Origin of the sequence: Planotetraspora thailandica (genome assembly GCF_016863335.1) — a bacterium.
GTDB classification, from domain to species: Bacteria; Actinomycetota; Actinomycetes; order Streptosporangiales; family Streptosporangiaceae; genus Planotetraspora; species Planotetraspora thailandica.
The window spans coordinates 1-17,008 of record NZ_BOOR01000033.1 but is presented as its reverse complement, the minus strand read 5'-3'; the positions used below and the strand labels follow the sequence as shown (position 1 = coordinate 17,008).

16 protein-coding genes are annotated in these 17,008 nt (G+C 66.9%); 10 read left to right on the top strand and 6 right to left on the bottom strand.

The window, feature by feature from the left end; translation table 11 throughout:
• Window positions 1-70 precede the first annotated feature (70 nt).
• From Pth03_RS22195 to Pth03_RS22175, 5 genes are read left to right on the top strand one after another with little or no spacing between them, the layout of a single operon-like run.
• Window positions 71-361: a hypothetical protein gene (locus tag Pth03_RS22195; RefSeq protein WP_203946276.1), complete on the top strand. Its 291-nt coding sequence runs from the start codon at window positions 71-73 to the stop codon at window positions 359-361.
• Entirely contained in the window at window positions 358-975 is a 618-nt protein-coding gene (locus Pth03_RS22190) for a DUF8175 domain-containg protein (RefSeq protein ID WP_203946275.1), read from the top strand. Before Pth03_RS22195 ends, Pth03_RS22190 begins: the two co-directional genes overlap by 4 nt.
• 6 nt (window positions 976-981) lie before the next feature.
• Window positions 982-2,190 (top strand): hypothetical protein, encoded by a 1,209-nt coding sequence (locus tag Pth03_RS22185; protein WP_203946274.1) that lies wholly within the window; start codon window positions 982-984, stop codon window positions 2,188-2,190.
• On the top strand, window positions 2,187-3,635 hold the full coding sequence (locus Pth03_RS22180) for an SCO6880 family protein (RefSeq protein ID WP_203946273.1): 1,449 nt from the start codon (window positions 2,187-2,189) through the stop codon (window positions 3,633-3,635). The genes Pth03_RS22185 and Pth03_RS22180 overlap by 4 nt, the downstream gene beginning before the upstream one ends.
• Complete coding sequence (locus tag Pth03_RS22175; RefSeq protein ID WP_239119263.1) at window positions 3,632-5,050, top strand: putative type IV secretion/conjugal transfer ATPase; 1,419 nt, start codon at window positions 3,632-3,634, stop codon at window positions 5,048-5,050. The genes Pth03_RS22180 and Pth03_RS22175 overlap by 4 nt, the downstream gene beginning before the upstream one ends.
• Before the next feature lie 8 nt (window positions 5,051-5,058).
• Here Pth03_RS22175 and Pth03_RS22170 read toward each other — a convergent pair whose 3' ends face one another.
• Window positions 5,059-5,676 (bottom strand): DUF6000 family protein, encoded by a 618-nt coding sequence (locus tag Pth03_RS22170; RefSeq protein WP_203946272.1) that lies wholly within the window; start codon window positions 5,674-5,676, stop codon window positions 5,059-5,061.
• A gap of 140 nt (window positions 5,677-5,816) precedes the next feature.
• Between Pth03_RS22170 and Pth03_RS22165 the strand changes: the two genes are divergently transcribed.
• The 5 genes from Pth03_RS22165 to Pth03_RS22145 all read left to right on the top strand — a co-directional run bounded on the left by Pth03_RS22165 (window position 5,817) and on the right by Pth03_RS22145 (window position 10,454).
• Window positions 5,817-7,556: a type IV secretory system conjugative DNA transfer family protein gene (locus Pth03_RS22165; protein ID WP_203946271.1), complete on the top strand. Its 1,740-nt coding sequence runs from the start codon at window positions 5,817-5,819 to the stop codon at window positions 7,554-7,556.
• Window positions 7,553-7,915: a DUF4913 domain-containing protein gene (locus tag Pth03_RS22160; protein ID WP_203946270.1), complete on the top strand. Its 363-nt coding sequence runs from the start codon at window positions 7,553-7,555 to the stop codon at window positions 7,913-7,915. Before Pth03_RS22165 ends, Pth03_RS22160 begins: the two co-directional genes overlap by 4 nt.
• Before the next feature lie 43 nt (window positions 7,916-7,958).
• Window positions 7,959-8,354, top strand: coding sequence for a hypothetical protein (locus Pth03_RS22155; RefSeq protein WP_203946269.1), 396 nt, complete (start codon window positions 7,959-7,961; stop codon window positions 8,352-8,354).
• A gap of 41 nt (window positions 8,355-8,395) precedes the next feature.
• Complete coding sequence (locus Pth03_RS22150) at window positions 8,396-9,841, top strand: hypothetical protein (protein ID WP_203946268.1); 1,446 nt, start codon at window positions 8,396-8,398, stop codon at window positions 9,839-9,841.
• Window positions 9,842-9,905: 64 nt separating this feature from the next.
• Window positions 9,906-10,454, top strand: a complete 549-nt coding sequence (locus Pth03_RS22145; protein WP_203946267.1) for an NUDIX domain-containing protein — start codon at window positions 9,906-9,908, stop codon at window positions 10,452-10,454.
• A 248-nt stretch (window positions 10,455-10,702) separates the two neighbouring features.
• Here Pth03_RS22145 and Pth03_RS22140 read toward each other — a convergent pair whose 3' ends face one another.
• The 5 genes from Pth03_RS22140 to Pth03_RS22120 all read right to left on the bottom strand — a co-directional run.
• Complete coding sequence (locus Pth03_RS22140; RefSeq protein WP_203946266.1) at window positions 10,703-12,550, bottom strand: UvrD-helicase domain-containing protein; 1,848 nt, start codon at window positions 12,548-12,550, stop codon at window positions 10,703-10,705.
• Window positions 12,547-14,400 (bottom strand): ATP-dependent nuclease, encoded by a 1,854-nt coding sequence (locus Pth03_RS22135; protein WP_239119261.1) that lies wholly within the window; start codon window positions 14,398-14,400, stop codon window positions 12,547-12,549. Before Pth03_RS22135 ends, Pth03_RS22140 begins: the two co-directional genes overlap by 4 nt.
• Window positions 14,401-15,249: 849 nt before the next feature.
• On the bottom strand, window positions 15,250-15,801 hold the full coding sequence (locus Pth03_RS22130; protein WP_203946264.1) for an NUDIX domain-containing protein: 552 nt from the start codon (window positions 15,799-15,801) through the stop codon (window positions 15,250-15,252).
• A 157-nt stretch (window positions 15,802-15,958) separates the two neighbouring features.
• Window positions 15,959-16,684: a PP2C family protein-serine/threonine phosphatase gene (locus Pth03_RS22125; protein WP_203946263.1), complete on the bottom strand. Its 726-nt coding sequence runs from the start codon at window positions 16,682-16,684 to the stop codon at window positions 15,959-15,961.
• Window positions 16,685-16,690: 6 nt separating this feature from the next.
• A partial coding sequence (locus Pth03_RS22120; protein WP_203946262.1) for a UTRA domain-containing protein occupies window positions 16,691-17,008 on the bottom strand: 318 nt, incomplete at its 5' end.

Below are 17,008 nucleotides of genomic sequence, written 5' to 3'. Positions count from 1 at the left end.
CTTAGCGTGACGATCACGCTACAGATTGCGACAATCGATCGATGTCCCGTCAGCAAAGGGAGGGCAATCCATGCTGGTCAGCGCAGGTGCCGACATGCTCGCGGCTGTGGCGGTGCCGAATCCGGCCCCGATCGCACCGCCGGGCCTGGACAAGCCGATCACGACGATCCTCGGCTGGGGCAAGTGGGGAGTGATCGTCGCCGGGGTCGCGGGCCTGCTGATCTGCGGTGCGCAGATGGCGATCGGCCGCAAGAACCGCTCCTCCTTCGCCGCCGACGGCGCCTCCGGCATCCCCTGGGTGCTCGGCGGGCTCAGCCTGGCCGCGACCGCGTCCGGAATCGTCGGAATGTTCCTGCGATGAAGGCGCCGATCCTCGTACTGACGCTGCTCACCGCCTGCGCCTGCAGTACGCCGGCAACCCCGACCACCTCGCCCCGGCAGGCTCATATCACCTGGCAGGACTTCCATGGTGTGCGGCTGCCGCTGTCGGACATCGACGGCCCGCGCGTACTCGACCACGATCGCGCGCAGGGTTTCTCCCACACCCAGCAAGGCGCCCTGCTCGCCGCCCTGCACATTGCCGTACGGGCGAACTCGCAATGGGGCCCAGCCGTGTTCGAGCCCACCATCACCGAACAGGTGACCGGCCCGGACGCCGACCGACTCCTGGAGCAGGCGCGGACCACATACGAGCAGAACAGGCAGGAGGCAGGCCTTCCTCCGGGCAGCCCGCTCGGCAAGGCCTACGTAGACGAAGAGGCCTACCGCTGGCAAAGCTACACGCCTGACGCCGCCACGGTGGACCTCGTCAGCGCCGGCCCGGACCCGCGCGGAACCACCGTCCGTGCCCGCACCCGGGTGCAGGTCGTCTGGCGCGACGGTGACTGGCGCGTGGTGGCTCCGTTGGACGGCGACTGGGGCAAGATGGCGGCCCCGCTCACATCCCTCGACGGCTACACGCTCTTCGAGGAGTGAGCTGCCATGCCGTGCGAAAGCTTGCTGTCTCCTACCTGCTCATTCACCGAATATGTCGTGGGCAAGGTGGCCGAAGGCGCCGCCAACGGGGTGCTCGGCGAAATCGCCAAGGCCATCCAGGACGGTGTGGCCTGGGTAGTCGGCAACAGCATCTCCTGGTGGGTCAAGGTGCCCTCGCCCGATCTGGCCGCCGAGTCCGCGGTGGACCGGCTGCGGCAGTGGACCCTGCCGATCGCGGTCGCCATCGCCGTGCTGGGCGTTCTGAGCGCAGGCGGCAAAATGGCGCTGACCCGCAAGGGAAGCCCCCTGGTCGACGTCGGCTCGGGCTTGGTCATCATCGCGGCGACCTCGACGATCGGGGTGCTGACCACTTCGATGCTCGTCAAAGCCGGCGACGCCTGGTCTGCCTGGGTCCTCGACGCTGCCTCCCACGGCGACTTCGGCAGACGCTTGACGAAGATCCTCACCATGAGCGGCGCGGCACCAGGGGCGGTCATCGTGCTGGGGATCATCGCGATCCTGGTCGGCACCGTCCAGGCCGTGCTCATGCTCTTCCGCCAGGCGGCGCTGGTCATCCTCGCCGGCCTGCTCCCCCTGGCCGCCGCAGGGTCCATGACCACGCTGACCAAGCCCTGGTTCCGCAAGCTGACCGGCTGGATGCTCGCCCTCATCTTCTACAAGCCTGCCGCGGCGGCCGTCTACGCGACGACGTTCACAATGATCGGCGAGGGCACTGATACGCGGACGACCCTCATGGGCTTCGCGATGCTGCTGCTGTCGCTGATCGCGCTTCCGGTGCTGATGAAGTTCTTCACTTGGACCACGGGCTCGCTCGTAGCGTCCGGCGGGGGCGGCGGCATCCTCGGCGCGGGTATCGCCGGAGCGGTCGCCTTCAGCGCATTCCGCAACTCGGCCCCGGCCTCATCCCCCGCAGGCGCAAGCAGCCATGCGAGTTTCCTGTCGTCACAGCTGGGCGACAGGAAACCCGCAGGCGGCACCCCACCCGCTCCTCCGCCAGGCGCCGCCCCCGCGACAGCCGCAAATGCAGGCTCATCAGCGGCAAACGGAACCACGGCGTCCCCTACGGCGTCGCCGGCCTCAGCGGCCGGTACCGCGGCGGGACCGGCCGGGGCAGCAGCCGCGACCGTGGCAAGCGGCCTGGCGTCCGGAGCGAAGACCGCGGCCAACTCGATGCGAGAGGACCACCAGCGATGACCGACGTGCGCACCTACGGGGGCTGGCGCAGGCGGCGCGGCCTCGGCCTGCTCGGCCTGGGCACGACCGGGACGTTCGTCGCGCTGGCCGCGCTCACCACACTGGTCCTTGCCACCTCGATCAACGCCCGTGCGGCGCTTTATACCGGTCCACCCGCCGCCGTGGCCGGGGCGCTGGTGCTGATCCGGGTCAGCGGCGTCCCCGTCGCACACCTGATAATGCGCCGGGTGCGCTGGTCGTACGGCAAGGCTCGCGGCCACACCCGCTACAGGGCGGGAGTGGTCGTCGCGCATCCCCGCGCGTTCCAGCTTCCCGGCGTGCTGGCCGGGACCCGCCTGCTGTCGGCCGAGGATGCCTTCGGCCGGCCGTACGGGATCGTGTGGGACCGGCGCAGCGGGCTGTTCACCGCGACGCTGAAGGTGTCGCCGACCTCCACGTGGCTCGCCGAGCGCTCGGACGCCGACACCTGGGTGGCCAACTGGGGCACATGGCTGGCCTCGCTCGGGCACATGCCGGCTGTCCGCTGGGTCACCGTCACCGTCGACACCGCCCCCGAGCCGGGCTCCGCCCTGGCCGACACCATCGACCGCGCGCTGTCCTCCGACGCCCCTGAGGCGGCATCGCTGCTCATGCGGCAGCTGGTCGGTACGGCTCCGCGTACGGCCGCCCGCGTGGACACCTACGTCAGCGTGACCTTCGACCCGGCCCGCTCCCCCGCCGGTCAGGGCGACATGAGCACGGCGATCGGCGAACTCGGCCGCACCATGGAAGCCTTGGCCTCGGCGCTCGGCTCGTGCGGCGTCACCATTACCGGCCCGGCAACCGCGAGTGAGCTGGCCGGTATCGTCCGCGCCGCGTACGACCCCGCGGCGCGCGCCGACACCACCCGAGCCGACGACCTCACGTGGGCGGACGCCGGTCCGATCGGGGCCGAGGAGCACCCCGATCGCTACCGGCATGACAGCGGTATCAGCGTGAACTGGGCCTGGCACGAGGCACCGCGTCAGAACGTCCCCGCCGACGTGCTCAGCCGCCTGGTCGCCCCAGGACCATTCCCCAAGCGGGTCAGCCTCCAGTACCGACCGCTGCCCGCAGCCGAGGCCATGCGGGTGCTCGAGGACGAGGTCAACGCGGCAGCGTTCCGCGAGCACTACCGCCGCCGCACCGGCCGGGACGAGACCGCCCGCGACGCCTACGACCAGGCCCGCGCCCGGCAAGCCGCCGCCGAAGAAGCCACGGGGGCCGGGGTCACACTGGTGACGCTGTACGTCACGACCACGGTCACGCACGAAGACGACCTGCCCCGAGCGGTCGCCGTAACCGAGGCCGCCGCCGAAGCCTCCCGCATCCGGCTGCGCCGCCTGTGGGGCAGTCAAGCAGCTGCCTTCGCCACCACCCTGCCCTGCGGCGTGTGCCCCGCCGAGCACACGAGGAGGTCCTGGTGAAGACACCCACACGCGGCTGGCGCGAGCCGTACGGCGGGTGCGCGGTGCACATCGAGGCCGGCGCGGAGTTCCAGGCGACCACCGCACAGGTGTGCGGCCTGTTCCCGTTCGTGGCCGGCTCGGGCTCTCCCGCCATCGGCACGCCGATCGGCCGTCACCAACTCTTCGGCGAGGTCGTTTGCCTCGACCCGCTGGCCTGGCTGCGCGCCGGGCTCGTCACCAACCCGGGCGTGTTCGTCCTGGGCCAGCCGGGAACCGGCAAATCCACGCTGGTCAAGCGGCTCATCATCGGCGCCATCGCGTTCGGCTCGACCGCGCTCATCCTCGGCGACACCAAACCCGACTACACCATGCTCGTCGAGCACATCGGCGGGCAGGTCATCCACGTCGGCCGGGGTCTGGACCGGATCAACCCGCTCGACGCGGGCCCGCTCGGCTCTGCCGTACGCGGCCTTCATGGTGCCGAGGCCGAGCGGATGCGCTGGGAGATGCGCGGACGACGGCTGTCCCTGCTGATGGCGCTGTGCACGCTCATCCGCGAAGCCCCCATCAGCAACGCCGAAGAGGTCATCCTCGGTCGGACCATCGACCTGCTCGACGAACGCCTCGCCGCGCCGACCATGCCCGACGTCCTCGCCGTACTCGAAGAAGGTCCCGAGGCGCTGCGATCGGCCGCCCGCACCCACCACCCGGAGCGATACCGGGAGCGTGTCCGCGACCTTGTTTTCACCCTCGAACTGCTCTGCACCGGGTCGCTCGCCGGCGTCTTCGACGGGCCGACCACCCGGCCCATCGACCTGACCGCACCCGCCGTCTCCGTGGACATCTCCCGGGTCGGCGCGGCCGGCGACAAACTGCTGACCGCCGCGATGCTGTGCACCTGGGCGTACGGCTTCGCCATGGCCGACGGCACCACCGGACACTCCTACCTGGCGGTGATGGACGAGCTGTGGCGGGCGCTACGCGGAGCGCCCGGTTTGGTCGAATACGCCGACAGCCTGACCCGGCTCAACCGCGCCAAAGGCATGGCCTCCATCATGATCACCCACTCGCTCGCCGACCTGGAGGCGCTGCCGACCGAGGAGGATCGGGCCAAGGCCCGCGGGTTCATCGACCGCAGCGCCATCACCGTGCTGGCCGGGCTGCCACCGCGCGAGCTGGTCCGCGTCAGCGAGATCACCCGCCTGACCGTGCCGGAGCAGGAGCTGGTCGCCTCCTGGTCCGCTCCGGACTCCTGGCAGCCGGGCGCGCGGCACCCGGGCCGGGGCAAGTACCTCATCAAGACCGGCGATCGGCTCGGCATCCCGGTCGAGCTCTCCCTCGTCGGCGTCGAGCACCAGCTATACAACACAGATCCGAAGTTCGACTCAGTTGCTGGGCAGTGGGTTCTGAGCCCAAGGGGCGATGGCCGGTGAGGCGGCATTCATGGACGGAAGGTTTCGGAACCGGGCCTGTCCTGAGCGAGCGTGCTGGCGGTATCGCAAAGTTCGGTCATCACTCGGTGGTGAGTGGCCGGGTCCAGGCGGGAGAACGCAGACGCTTCCCACAGGCCGGTGGCGAGGAATCGGTGGGCCCGGTAAGTGCCGAGTTGGTCGTCAAGGTGAAGGAGCGCGCCGATGGCCCAGTGCTGGTCGTAGTGGCAGTCCGTTCTCGGAAGGTAGCGCTCGAGGTAGGCGGTGAGGATCTCAGCATCTTCGGGTTGTCCGAAGTTAGCGAGGGCGAAACAGTAGCCCCGGCCCGCGTAGACGACCTCGCTGTCCAGAAGAAGCTTGCCAATGGCCTGGCGGTAGCGGATGCGGCGGTCGAGGCCGATCAGCCAAGCGGCGGTGAGACGAGGTCGCCAGTCACTGCACAGGAATTTGTCGAGGTCTCCGTCGCTGATCTGACGCGAGTCATCGGCGAGGGCGATCTTGAACCGATCGTCGAGCTTCGGGAGCTTTCCGCCAAGGAGCTTGAGGTAGCGGGGCTCGTCACGGTCCCAGACCACATAGCGCTGGATGGCTCGCCTGATCTCGGGGTCCTCGTCCGGGTCCGTGGTCATGATTACATCTTCGCCGCCGGCATGGGAGGCGTGCGAACTGGTTTTGCGGCGTCAGTCAGCTCTGACGAGCGACAGGCCGAACAGGTCGGTCAGGACGCGGATGTTCCTGCAACCGACCAGGCCATCCGGTGGAGCGCGCGATGACCAGGGCCGTGGGACCGCGCCCCGGGTTCACGACGCACGGCGCGACCGGGGCATGGGTGGCGCTGCTGGCCGGATGGGGTGTCGTGGCGTTCTTCGGCTTGATCTGGGTCGCCGCCCGGATCGCGGCCGGCCTGTTCGGCGGCAACGTGGGCCAGTTCGGCACGGATTTCGTGCTGGAGGTGGTCGAGGGCCGTACGGCTGCCGCATGGCCCGGCACCCCCACGCTCGCCGTAGTGGTCGTGGCCTCACTCCTTATCACCGGGGCGCTGACGGTCGTCGTGGGCGCGTGGGGGTTCGTCGTCGGCCGGCTCCCTGATCCAGTGGACCCGGTGGCAGCGCTGGCGGACAACCCCGGGCTCGCCGCGCTGAAGCCGGACGCAGCCGAGAGAAAGGCCCTTGAGCTGCGCCCCTATATCAAGGGGCCGCTGATGCCGTGCGACGTCGGGCTGGCGCTCGGCGACCTGATGCACAGCGGGCCCACGCTGTACGCCTCCTGGGAAGACACCATCGTGGCGTTCATGGCACCCCGCTCGGGCAAGACGACCTGCTTGAGCATCCCGTACGTGCTGTCAGCGCCCGGACCGGTCATCGCCACCTCCAACAAGGCCGACCTGTGGGCGGCTACCGCCGCACTACGCGCGGCGGAGGGCGCGGTGTGGCTGTTCGACCCGCAGCGCATCACCTATCAGCCGCAGTCTTGGTGGTGGGATCCGCTGCGGGGCCTGGCCACTGTGGAAGAGGCCCATCGCCTGGCCGGGCACTTCGTCCTCACCGTCGACGACGGCACCAAGCGCGACCTGTGGGGACCTGCCGCCCAAGACCTGCTCTGCGCACTGTTCCTCGCCGCCGCCTACTCCGGCCGCACCTTGCGCGACGTCGCCAAATGGCTCGACGCGCCGGCCGTACCGACGCCGGCCGAGCTGCTGGAGGACGCGGAGTTCTCACTGCTCGCCTCGTCCCTGCGTGGGGCGCAAAACGGCGCGGTCGAGACACGGGACGGCATCTACCAGACAGCCAGAACCGCGGCCAAGGCGCTGCGCGACGAAGCCATCGTCTCGTGGGTCACGCCATCAACACTTCCGGTCTTCGACCCGAGAGCCTTCGCCGCCGGAACCGACGCCCTCTACCTGCTGTCCAAGTCACGATCGGCTGCCTCGCCGCTGATCGCCGCGCTCACCGACACCGCGATGCGCGCCGCCGAACGCCGAGCCGAGCGCGCCGGCGGCCGGCTCGACCCGCCGATGGTGGTCTGCTTGGACGAGGCCGCCAACATCTGCCGCATCGCCGACCTACCCGAGCTCTACAGCCACTTCGGCTCACGCGGCATCGTCCCCGTGACGATCCTGCAGTCCTACGAGCAGGGCGTGACCGTGTGGGGCGAGGCGGGCATGGCCGCCCTGTGGGGCGCGGCCACCCGCAAGGTCATCGGCGCCGGCGTCGACTCCCCACGCCTCGCACGCGACCTCGCCACACTCGTCGGCCAGCATGACGTGCCCGTCCGCTCAGTGTCGTACGCGGACGGCCGGGCATCGGAGCAGATCTCGCTGCGCCGGCAGGACATCATGGAGCCGGCTGCCATCCGCGCCCTGCCGCCGGGAACCGCGCTGCTGCTGGCCACCGGCGGGCGCCCCGCCCTGATCTCGCTGCTCCCCTGGTACCGCAGCCGCGACGCCGACCGCATTCAGGCCTGCCGCGACCAGCTCGAAGGGCTCATCGCGGAAGGGGCGGCACGATGACAGACCCGGTGTACGCGACGGTCGAAGAATGGGTGACCGATCGGTTCGTGCCTATGTACCGGCGGACGCTCGGCGGCGAGTTCCGCTGGTGCGCCCAATGGTGGAAGCACGCGGAGGCGATCTCCCGGCTCACCGCGCTCTGGCACGCCTGGGAGGCATTGCGCCTGGAAGCCGGCACCGGGATGGGCGTCTGGTACCGCGACCATCTCGACCACCAGCTGCCGATCCTGCTCGGCCCCCGCGGCCCTTTCTACCAGTGCAGCGAAGACGAGCACCTCGAACCCCACCTGGCCACCGTCGAGCCCGCCCCACCGGGATGGTGGGTGGTCTCCGACGCAAGCCCCCTCGCAACGCAGTGAGATCCGTACCGACGCAGCGCAGCCGAGGAAAGGAGTGGGCAAGATGATCGACTACGCCTACGAACGACTCAGCCAACAGCGCTACAAGGAGCCCGAGGAAGCAATCGCAGCGGCGGCCGAGGCGCTCGAAGCGATCGCCATAACGATGCAGGAAGGCGAGGAGAGCGGCCACCATGCCATGTACGCCTCTTACGCTCGCCTCCATCAAGAAGCTCTGGAGGGCCTGGCCGAACTCCGCTCGTGGTACGAACCAGAACTCGGCCTCGGACGTCGCGCTGTAGGGACAGTGCCCGACCTTGCCGATGTCAGCAAACTGGGCGGGCTGATCTGCGACGTCCTCCTGAACATCGCAACACAAGGCGCGGACAGCGACGCGCAGCTCAACCTGCTGAACGCCGCCGCGCGTGCGGCACGTCTCCGGGACCTGCTGGCATCATGACCGCGACCTTCGGGGACTTCGTCGACGGCGCCCGTGCCCATATGGAGATCGCCGCAGCACACACTCACAGTGGAGACCGTGATCACGACTCGGCAGCGATCTACCAGGCCGGCGCGTCACTCACCGCCACGTTGGCCAGATGCGCAAGCGGTTTCGGAGGCTCATCCCAACTCGCCCGGCCACTTCACGATGCCAGTCATCTGCTCAGCCTGGTGGAATCCGCCGGCAGGCGGCATGAGCACCCGATCCCGATGCATCTGTCCGCCGCCGCGACAGCCTGGGGTGCGGCCGATGACCTGCTCGCCACGCACTTCGCCCCCCGCAGGACCCATGCCCGGTCCGACTGGTCGAGCGTCATCTCCGACCAGCACGTACGTGATCAACTACTCAAGGACGTCGCAGACACCGCCTTGATGCTGTCCGCGATCCTGAGGCGGACCCGTCCCATTCACATCCTCGGCATCCAGGCCGTTCCGCACCTCCTGGCGTCGCCCGCCATCATCGAGGCGTCGCAACTCGACGGATCAGCCGCCCTGGGAGCCGTACCTCTCAATCAACTCGCCCAGCCCCTGGCGACCCCGCACCTGCCGCAGAGCCCAGATGAGCTGTGCCAAGGAATCATCAGCGGCACGGACGCTCTTCGCTCCCTGAGCTACCAATATTTGGAGAACGGACCGTCCGAATGGCCCCGTACGGCTCTGGCGGCCACGATCACCACCCACATCGGCGCCAGACTCCTTAACCAGCTCACCCGCCGCGCCTACGAACTGAACTCCGACCGCCGACACGATCTCAGCATGCTCCTGCAGCACGCGACCGATGGATTCGAACAGGCTCACGCGGCATGGAAGGGCGTACGTCACGCCTGGCACCGCCACCTCTCCCCCGGCCGCTTCGCCTCCTCGGTTCGTCAACAACACCTTGAACAGGTAATCGTTCGCCTCGGCCGTCTACTGCACACCAACCCGCTGTGGACCCCAGTGCCGCAGCACGCCTCCCCAATCAGGAAGCCCGCCGAGATCGCCCAGAACACCTCGCACATGGTTCCCATGCTCCGATCGCTCCTGCACGCGTCCGAGGCCCTCGGCACCATAGCCGAGCAGGATCGAACAGGGGCACTCCGCGCCATCATGCGCGGCGGCCTGAGTAGAGGCGACACAGAGCTGCTACGGATCGCCTACCTCGATCTCGCCGCACCCACAGCGCGTACGTCGTGGGCACTCAGCGAGGCGATCTTTCTGAGCTCCGATTCCGAGCAGAGGCTCCAACTGTGGCCGGAAATTCACTCAATGCAGCTACGGCGCCCACCAACCACCCGTGAGATCGTCCGCGAACGACCAAAAACCGAACGATGGCTGGACTGGACCGCTACGCGCTCCGCCGTGTCCGACGCCCGATTCGGCCTGCCGGCCACGCCAACCATGCCTTCTCGGCTGAGCGGGCCAGCGCAGACATCAGGTCCAAAAGAACACCGAAAAACTCGATGACGATGTTCTGCATCCCCCACGACGTCGATAGCGGGTGTCTCCGCGGCATAGGGAGTGGCGAGTTATGCACGATGTGCGTAGGCATGTGACCTTGGACGCGGCAGTCGCTGACGCTCATCTTGCTGCGCTGGAGTTCGATGATGCTCGGGCCTGGTTGGAGCACGCACGTCGCGGACCGATGGATCCCCTTGCGGCTGAGGTCTGGGTGACGGACCCCGACTTCAGCAATGTCCTGCTTGTCAGGCATCGCTGGCGCGGATGGGTACCCCCTGGCGGCAAGGTCGAGCCAGGTGAGACGCCGCGGGCCGCCGCAGGCCGTGAACTCGTCGAAGAAACCGGGCTGCGGGCCGAACTGCTTCCCATCCCGGCGGCGGTATCCATCCGCTCCTACCGCTCCGATTGGGCGCAGACGCTGGGCCTGTCATACGCCGCCATCATGGACCGAAATGTCCCACTGAGGGGGGAGAGCGGTCAGCCGCCGCGGTGGTTTGGGCTCAGCGACGAATGGGAGAGCGTCTTCCCCGAGGAACGCGCGCGCATCCAGGCGCACGTGCACCGGCTAGCAGCCGAGCGCTCGCACAAGTCGCATCCCACTCCTCGTCTTCAAGGTTGATCGCGTGCGCAATCGCGGCCGCCGCGGCCCTCCCGTGCACACGCCTTGCCCGATCAACACGGTGTGACGTCCGCTGATCAGGCCATGTGGACGATCACCGTCGTGTGTCGTTTGTCCATTACCGGCAATTCCCCCACCTCAGCCGTACGGCCGAGCGCGGTGCTGACGTCGCCTGTGCTACGGGGCCTCGCTGTCGTTATTCCCGAAGACGCGCCCTTCGTGATCAACCTGTCACGCAGTCCTCCGCGCTAGAAGATCTCTTGCTGTCCGTGATCCAGCAGACGCTGTCCACGCTTGGGCTGGGACGCGAGCGGGTCGGTGAGTCCCAACTCGGTGAATGGTATTTCTAGGCTGGAAAGGTGTGCGGTGAAGCTCTGATGGGATCCGTAGGGGTAGGTGAAGCCCACGAGACGGCGGGCACGAGTGAAGGCCACGTAATAGGTCCTGAGGGTTTCCGACGTACTCGTGGCCGACCAAGCCTCGATCAGTTCGTTGACGGCTTTCGGCGCAGGAAGGGTAATGAGGACCGCGTCGGCTTCTGCTCCCTTCGCCTTGTGCACGGTCGACGCGATCACATCCACAGCTGACGTGTCCTCCTCGACGAGAGCGGCAGGCGGGTCGATGAGGTCGCGGATGGGCTGCTGGTGCTCATCGGACTTGAGCTTGAGCTGAGAGGGTTGGCCGGCGGCTGAGCCGGTAGGCCGAGGCAACTCGCTCATCAGCTTCTTGGCTTCACGAAGCCAGTCAGCGGCCATTCGGTCGTCGATGGCGGGGAGCTGGCATAGCAAGGTCGTGGCGTGCCGGCGAGCATCGGGCAAGCGCATGTCGTGATTGCCCAGGACGGTTTCAAGGGTCCCTGCCTCGTCGGGAAACCACTGCTGGCACAGCAAATGGAGAGCGATCCGGACGGCGACGTCGAGTTGACGCGCGTCCCCGCTTGGCTCGCGGAACGTCGCGCATGCCCATGCGAGGCGGATGCCGGAGCTTTTCGACTTCGAAATCTGGGGTGCGGGGCGTCCGTGGCGGGCAACATCCTTACCGACATAGGCAAGGGACAGACTGCTGACAGCGGGGGGCTGAAGCTGACCGGCGTGCTGCAGGAATACCGATAGGGCGTCGGCAGCACCGCCGATCTCGGTCGCACGCTTGTCGGCCTGTCTGCTGGAGAAGGGAATGAGCAACACCGGGTGACGGTCGTCGCTCCAAGGTCCTAGAGGGCGATCTGCCGGTGTATCCGGGCGCCGCATCGTCGAAGCGGCCTGGCAGATCGCTCCGCTGGAGCGGAAGTTGCCGGTGAGAGTCAGGGGCTCGGGAAACTTCCGCGTGAAGGCGTCGAAGTCAGCCGGCTCGCAGCCCTTGTACTCATAGATGCTCTGGTGCGAGTCCGCGACGACGACGAGAGGGACGCCGTAGTCATGCAGGTTGCCGAGGATTTCGAGTTCGAGTTGATCACAGTCCTGGGCTTCGTCGATGGCGATCTCGTGAAACCTGCTCCGCAGCAGCTCGGAGACGGCCGCGTCGTTGGAGTTGGCCAGCGCCATGAGACGCACCTCAAGCCCAGTCACCACCCGGTACTTGTCGACCATCAGTTGACGCACTCGCTCGGCCTCGATGCAGTGTGCGTCTGGCGAGTACGGGCTGTTCTTCAGGAGTCGTGCCGCGTCGGGGAGGGATGCGCGCACACCACGAGTCGCTGGATCGTACCTGAAGTCGTATGCCCCTAGGCTGGCTCGCTGATAGACCTTGGGAGGGCTGGCGAGTTCGGACCAGTCGTTGAGGCGCCGCCATTCATCGTCGCCGCAGGGCAGGAAAGGCCGGACCAAGAAGCGCCAGAGAAACACGTCGAGCGTGCCCACGAAATGCGGGGGAGCCAGGAGTTCACGCCGCTCGCAGCGGTCCTTGATCTCGTCGGCCGCCCGGTTGGTGAAAGAGATCAACGCTCGTCCGCGACGCTGAAAGCCTGCGGGTGTGCGCATGTGGCGAGCCACGAGTACTCGGGTCTTGCCCGCGCCGGGGCAGGCATACAGGAAGAACGGGGCCTCGGCCTGGACGGCAGCCTTCTGCTCGTCACTAAGTACGGGATGAGCGGACGTCATACACGTACCTGCCCATCGATGTCCATGAGCCAGATCAGGCCTTCGCTCAGATAAGGCGGCACCTCGAAGCGTGCTGACGGATCGGCGAGGCGCGCGCTCAGGCGATAGCTGTATTCGCCCTTCGCCAGGTTCTTGCCGCCCTTCGCATACGGGGCGAACAGTTTGTTGAACTCTTCAGGTCTCTCGTCGGGTGGAAGGCTCGTGATGGTGTCGTCCCACACCTTCCCGGATTGCTTCCTGATTCCGAGGAAGATCTCTCGGAGCAGCGGAGCGTTAGTCTCACTGAAGAGCTGGGGCTCGAGGGTGGGAACGGCTTCGACGATTTTGAAGTGCCGGTCAGGGACCTTGAGATCAGTTTTCAGGTACCGCAGCAAACTCTCCTTGCGGTTGTAGCCGGTTCTGGTCTCCTCCGGATCGTCTTCGTCGCGAGGTCGGCGCGTGGGGTCCTGGTCAGTGATCACGAGCACTTTGTCGGCCACGCGGTGACCGTCGGGACCAGCTAGAAGGATCTTCAGGAACGGCTTGAAGTCGACTCCGTCGACGGTCACGATCGGGGTTCCGCGAAAGCGGGACGTGGCGGCGCTGGTCAGGGACGTAACCTGGGCCTCGTCGAGGTCGACAAGACGCTGGCCCAAATCGTCGACCACGCGGCCAGCGAACGGTGGCAGCAGGAGAGCTTCGGCGATGCCCTCCACGAGAATCACCCTGTCGCCGAACAACATGGTGCTCTTGGTGACGTCGAGGTACCTGCTCAGCTTCGCGGACTCGGAGGACGAAAGCCCCAATCGGGAGACGGGCACGATGGCGGTCTCCCGCCGACGGGTGCCGGTGTCCGCTGACCCGGCAGCCACTTCGGTCTCGTGGACACGAAGGATCACCAGATCATCCACTGGTGCGACTGAGGCCAGAACGGGGGAATGCGTCGTGATGACGACCTGGATCCTTCCGCTCGGCTGTCCTGGGTCTTCCGGCCCCTTGGCAGAGGCATACGCGCGGTCGTAGAGCAGCCTGAGCAGCAGCGTCTGCAGCTGAGGATGAAGGTGCGCCTCCGGCTCCTCCACCAGGAGCAGGGTCAGATCAGCCTCTTTCGCCGCCTCTAGCTCAGTCAGCACCGTCGCGATGTAGAGCAGGTTGGCGTAGCCGAGCCCGGATCTGGCGACGTCCTCCGGGGCCATGCCCGCGTCGCTCATCCGGGCGCGCAACGCTCGCGCGATCGCCTCCAGCTTCGGCTCGGCGAACCGCAGCTTCATACCCTGCGCCCGTGCTCCTTCGGTGAGCTGCTGAAGCGGGCGGTTGATGCGCTTCTCGGCATCAGCAATTGCGTCCTGCTGCTTCTCGAATTCGCGCAGGGACTGGAGGTAATCGATCTCGAACTTCTCGATCTTCTCAGGGTCTCCGCCGAGGGTGGCGGCCAAAATCAGCCTCAGACTCTGGCCCGAGCCCGACGCGAGCTCCTGCTGGGCATCGCGTAGCGGAGGCAGGTACACGTGCCGAATGCCCCGGCGCACTTCCGGTTCCGGATCGCCGTCCTTACCTCCGGCCGACCATGTCGTACGGCCTGACCGAGATCCGGGTGGGGGAGGGGTGTAGGCAACGGCGTATCGTGCGCACGACTCATCTGCTGGCCCGAAGGGACTGGGAACGCGTGCTTGAAGGTAAGTTCCGGCCTCCGCCGGTGTCAAGGCGCGGTAGGTAGCGGTGAGCTTCACCTGGTCGTCATGGTCATCGGCCGCATCCCGCGACGTCCACCAGCGCCGGGGCCGTCCGTCTTCGAGTGGTTCGGTGAGCAGCCGCAGCACATCGATCGTGTTGCTCTTGCCGCCGTTGTTCTCCCCCACCAGGACGGTCACAGCGGGCCGGAGGTCAAGCTCTGCACTGCGCAACGATCGAAACCCGGCAGCCTCTATACGCCCCAAGTACAAGCCGTCACACCCCTCACGACCGCACATTCAGTCGGAATTCCCCCACGGCGCATCTGAGCAACTTTACTCCCTTCATTCGCTCATTGCTCATTTCGGCCATCTCGTGCCCGACCTTTTCATATAAAGGGCATCCTTAACCTCGATCTTTCGCAAGCTTCGATTGGTCGGCTGAGTGGTTCGGCTGAGGGTTGATTTCAGGTTGTGGTCAGCGCCGATGCCCTGAACCGCCATCGGATCGCCGTTATCAGCGGTAAGCGGTAGTCGGGCGCTGCGCCCGTCCATCCGCCGGGTAGCCGGAGCGCATTGCTGCGCCACGGCCCCCTCAGAACCGGACGTGCCCGTTTCCGGGCATCCGGCTCAAGCAAGCCGCGAGGGCGAGCGGGATTGCTGTGCTGGGTTGCGTTGACGGGCATGGAGCCTGCGTGCGCGTGTTGTGTGCACGAGACGGGTGTGGTCATCGCCGGATGGGCAAGGTCGGCCGTGGTGGACGAGGTTGTCAGCGGCGATCGCCTTGCGGACGACCTGCAGCCACCAGCGTTCCCACTGGTGGGGGACTGTGGCGGTTGGTCGGCAGTCAGCCTGCGCTTGACAGCGGTTCGCGGCCCGGAGCTTCACACGCAGGAATCACCGGCAGGGGCGATACCGCCGCTCTTTCACCTCGTCGGCTAACTCGCCAAGGAGCCGGTCCGCGCCGTACTCCTCAACCCCCTTGTCGATGCCCCTGCACCGTGGCTGTCGTGCACCGCAACCCAGATGGGCTACAGCACGTCTCTGGGCTTACTTCCACTGAAACGTGTCGTCGTTGAGGGGTGGAAGCAGGACGTCTGCCGCGAAAATGACAGCCCGGGGCGAAGCAAGGGACGCGGCCTTCACACCGACATCGGGATACAGGTGGATGCCGGCGAGTTCCCGGTAGTGGAGCCAGATGATGTCGCCGTCCTCGATGTCATCTTGTTCGACGGTGGCCAGGCCTCCCCGGACCGCTTCACTGATGAACGCTCGGAAGACCAGGTGGAGTTTGCGAGGGGCCGCGGTGTTCCCCGGTCTGTGGACCATCTGGTCCTGAAGCCAGGCGAGGTGCAGGCCATCCGCGTCATCAAGGTCGAGGTGCAGTTCCTCGGCCAGTTCCCGCTGGAGAGCGTCATGGATGTTCTCCCCATGGCCAACGTTCCCGCCGGGAATCGAGTAGTGATCACCGCTAGGGCGGGGCCGACGAATGAGCGCCACCTCGGATCCGCAAAAGAGCAGACACGCGGTTCTGTACCTGATGCGGGCGAACGGTAGCTCAGCGGTAGCGTCCGCCGGGTTGAGCTGCGGATCGAAGGCCATCTGTCTCCTTCATCGGCGCCTCCGAACACTACAGCGCCTGCAGCCATCAGGTGCTTCAGGTGATCGCGTATCGAGGCCCGATCGGCATCGGACAACGTACGGGCGCTGCCTATCCGATTTCACGCCTGCATGGCGTCCCCGGAGCGGGACACGAGGACTAGATCGGCTTGGCTCGTACGTCGATGACGATCACGCTGATGTTGTCCGGGCCCCCACGATCGTTGGCGAGAGTGATGAGGCGATCAGCCGTTTCTTCCGGACCGGTAGGTGCTCTCATGGCCTCGTGGATGAGTTCAATGGGCACAACCGCGCTCAGTCCATCCGAACACAACAGGAAACGGTCCTCGGGGCGGAGGTCGCAGGCGGTCAGGTCGGGGGATCGACCATCAATTCGACCGTCGAGGAAGCGGGACAGGCGTGCGGGCAGGTTCGGTACGTTGCCCGCGGCAGCCACCAGGTTCCCGTAGATGTGATCCTCGGTGATCTGGTTGAGACGGGATGCTCTGTCGCGGCTACCACGCAGTAGGTAAGCGCGGGAGTCGCCCACGTTCGCCACGACCGCCGTCGTTCCGGACCGCAGCATGGCTACCAAGGTGGTGGCCATGCCCGCCAGTTCCGGGGCGGTTTCGATTTGGCGGCGTAGAGCTGTGTTGGCCACGCTGACCATCCGCCCCAAGACGTCGGGGAGGTCCTCGGGAACGAACTGCCGATCGTACGGTTCAAGGGTTTCGATCACGGTGGCGCTGGCGGTGTCGCCTGAGACATGGCCGCCCAGACCATCGGCGACCGCGAACAGCGATCGACCCGCGTAGAGGCAGTCCTCGTTGCGCTTGCGCACGAGTCCGACATGCGTGCGTGCTGCGGCCTCGACGACGATGGTCATCTTCGGTCACCTGCCCGTCTCGGTGTCGTCAGGCCACGGGGCTTGTGCGGATTCGTCGCGGTGCAGGATGTGAACGGTTTCGACTCGGTCGCTGGCCACGATGTACTCCGTCACCTCAATCGGCTGCCCATCTCCACCGGACGTGCCCACACGCACGATCTCCAGAACGGGGAGGCTGGTCGGGATCTCCAGCAGAGCGGCCTCGTCTTTGGTGGGCATGCGCGCCCGGTGAATCTCCAGCCAACTGATAGGCCAGTGTCCGGCCTTCTCCAACCGCACCAGCCAGTCTCCTGGGCCCAGGGCTTGGGAGGAGACCTCAGGAGC

Coding starts and splice junctions, on each gene's coding strand:
- Pth03_RS22185 (WP_203946274.1), top strand. CDS start 982: ATGCCGTGCGAAAGCTTGCTGTCTCCTACCTGCTCATTCACCGAATAT.
- Pth03_RS22160 (WP_203946270.1), top strand. CDS start 7,553: ATGACAGACCCGGTGTACGCGACGGTCGAAGAATGGGTGACCGATCGG.
- Pth03_RS22180 (WP_203946273.1), top strand. CDS start 2,187: ATGACCGACGTGCGCACCTACGGGGGCTGGCGCAGGCGGCGCGGCCTC.
- Pth03_RS22140 (WP_203946266.1), bottom strand. CDS start 12,550: ATGACGTCCGCTCATCCCGTACTTAGTGACGAGCAGAAGGCTGCCGTC.
- Pth03_RS22145 (WP_203946267.1), top strand. CDS start 9,906: ATGCACGATGTGCGTAGGCATGTGACCTTGGACGCGGCAGTCGCTGAC.
- Pth03_RS22165 (WP_203946271.1), top strand. CDS start 5,817: ATGACCAGGGCCGTGGGACCGCGCCCCGGGTTCACGACGCACGGCGCG.
- Pth03_RS22170 (WP_203946272.1), bottom strand. CDS start 5,676: ATGACCACGGACCCGGACGAGGACCCCGAGATCAGGCGAGCCATCCAG.
- Pth03_RS22125 (WP_203946263.1), bottom strand. CDS start 16,684: ATGACCATCGTCGTCGAGGCCGCAGCACGCACGCATGTCGGACTCGTG.
- Pth03_RS22155 (WP_203946269.1), top strand. CDS start 7,959: ATGATCGACTACGCCTACGAACGACTCAGCCAACAGCGCTACAAGGAG.
- Pth03_RS22190 (WP_203946275.1), top strand. CDS start 358: ATGAAGGCGCCGATCCTCGTACTGACGCTGCTCACCGCCTGCGCCTGC.
- Pth03_RS22150 (WP_203946268.1), top strand. CDS start 8,396: ATGGAGATCGCCGCAGCACACACTCACAGTGGAGACCGTGATCACGAC.
- Pth03_RS22130 (WP_203946264.1), bottom strand. CDS start 15,801: ATGGCCTTCGATCCGCAGCTCAACCCGGCGGACGCTACCGCTGAGCTA.
- Pth03_RS22195 (WP_203946276.1), top strand. CDS start 71: ATGCTGGTCAGCGCAGGTGCCGACATGCTCGCGGCTGTGGCGGTGCCG.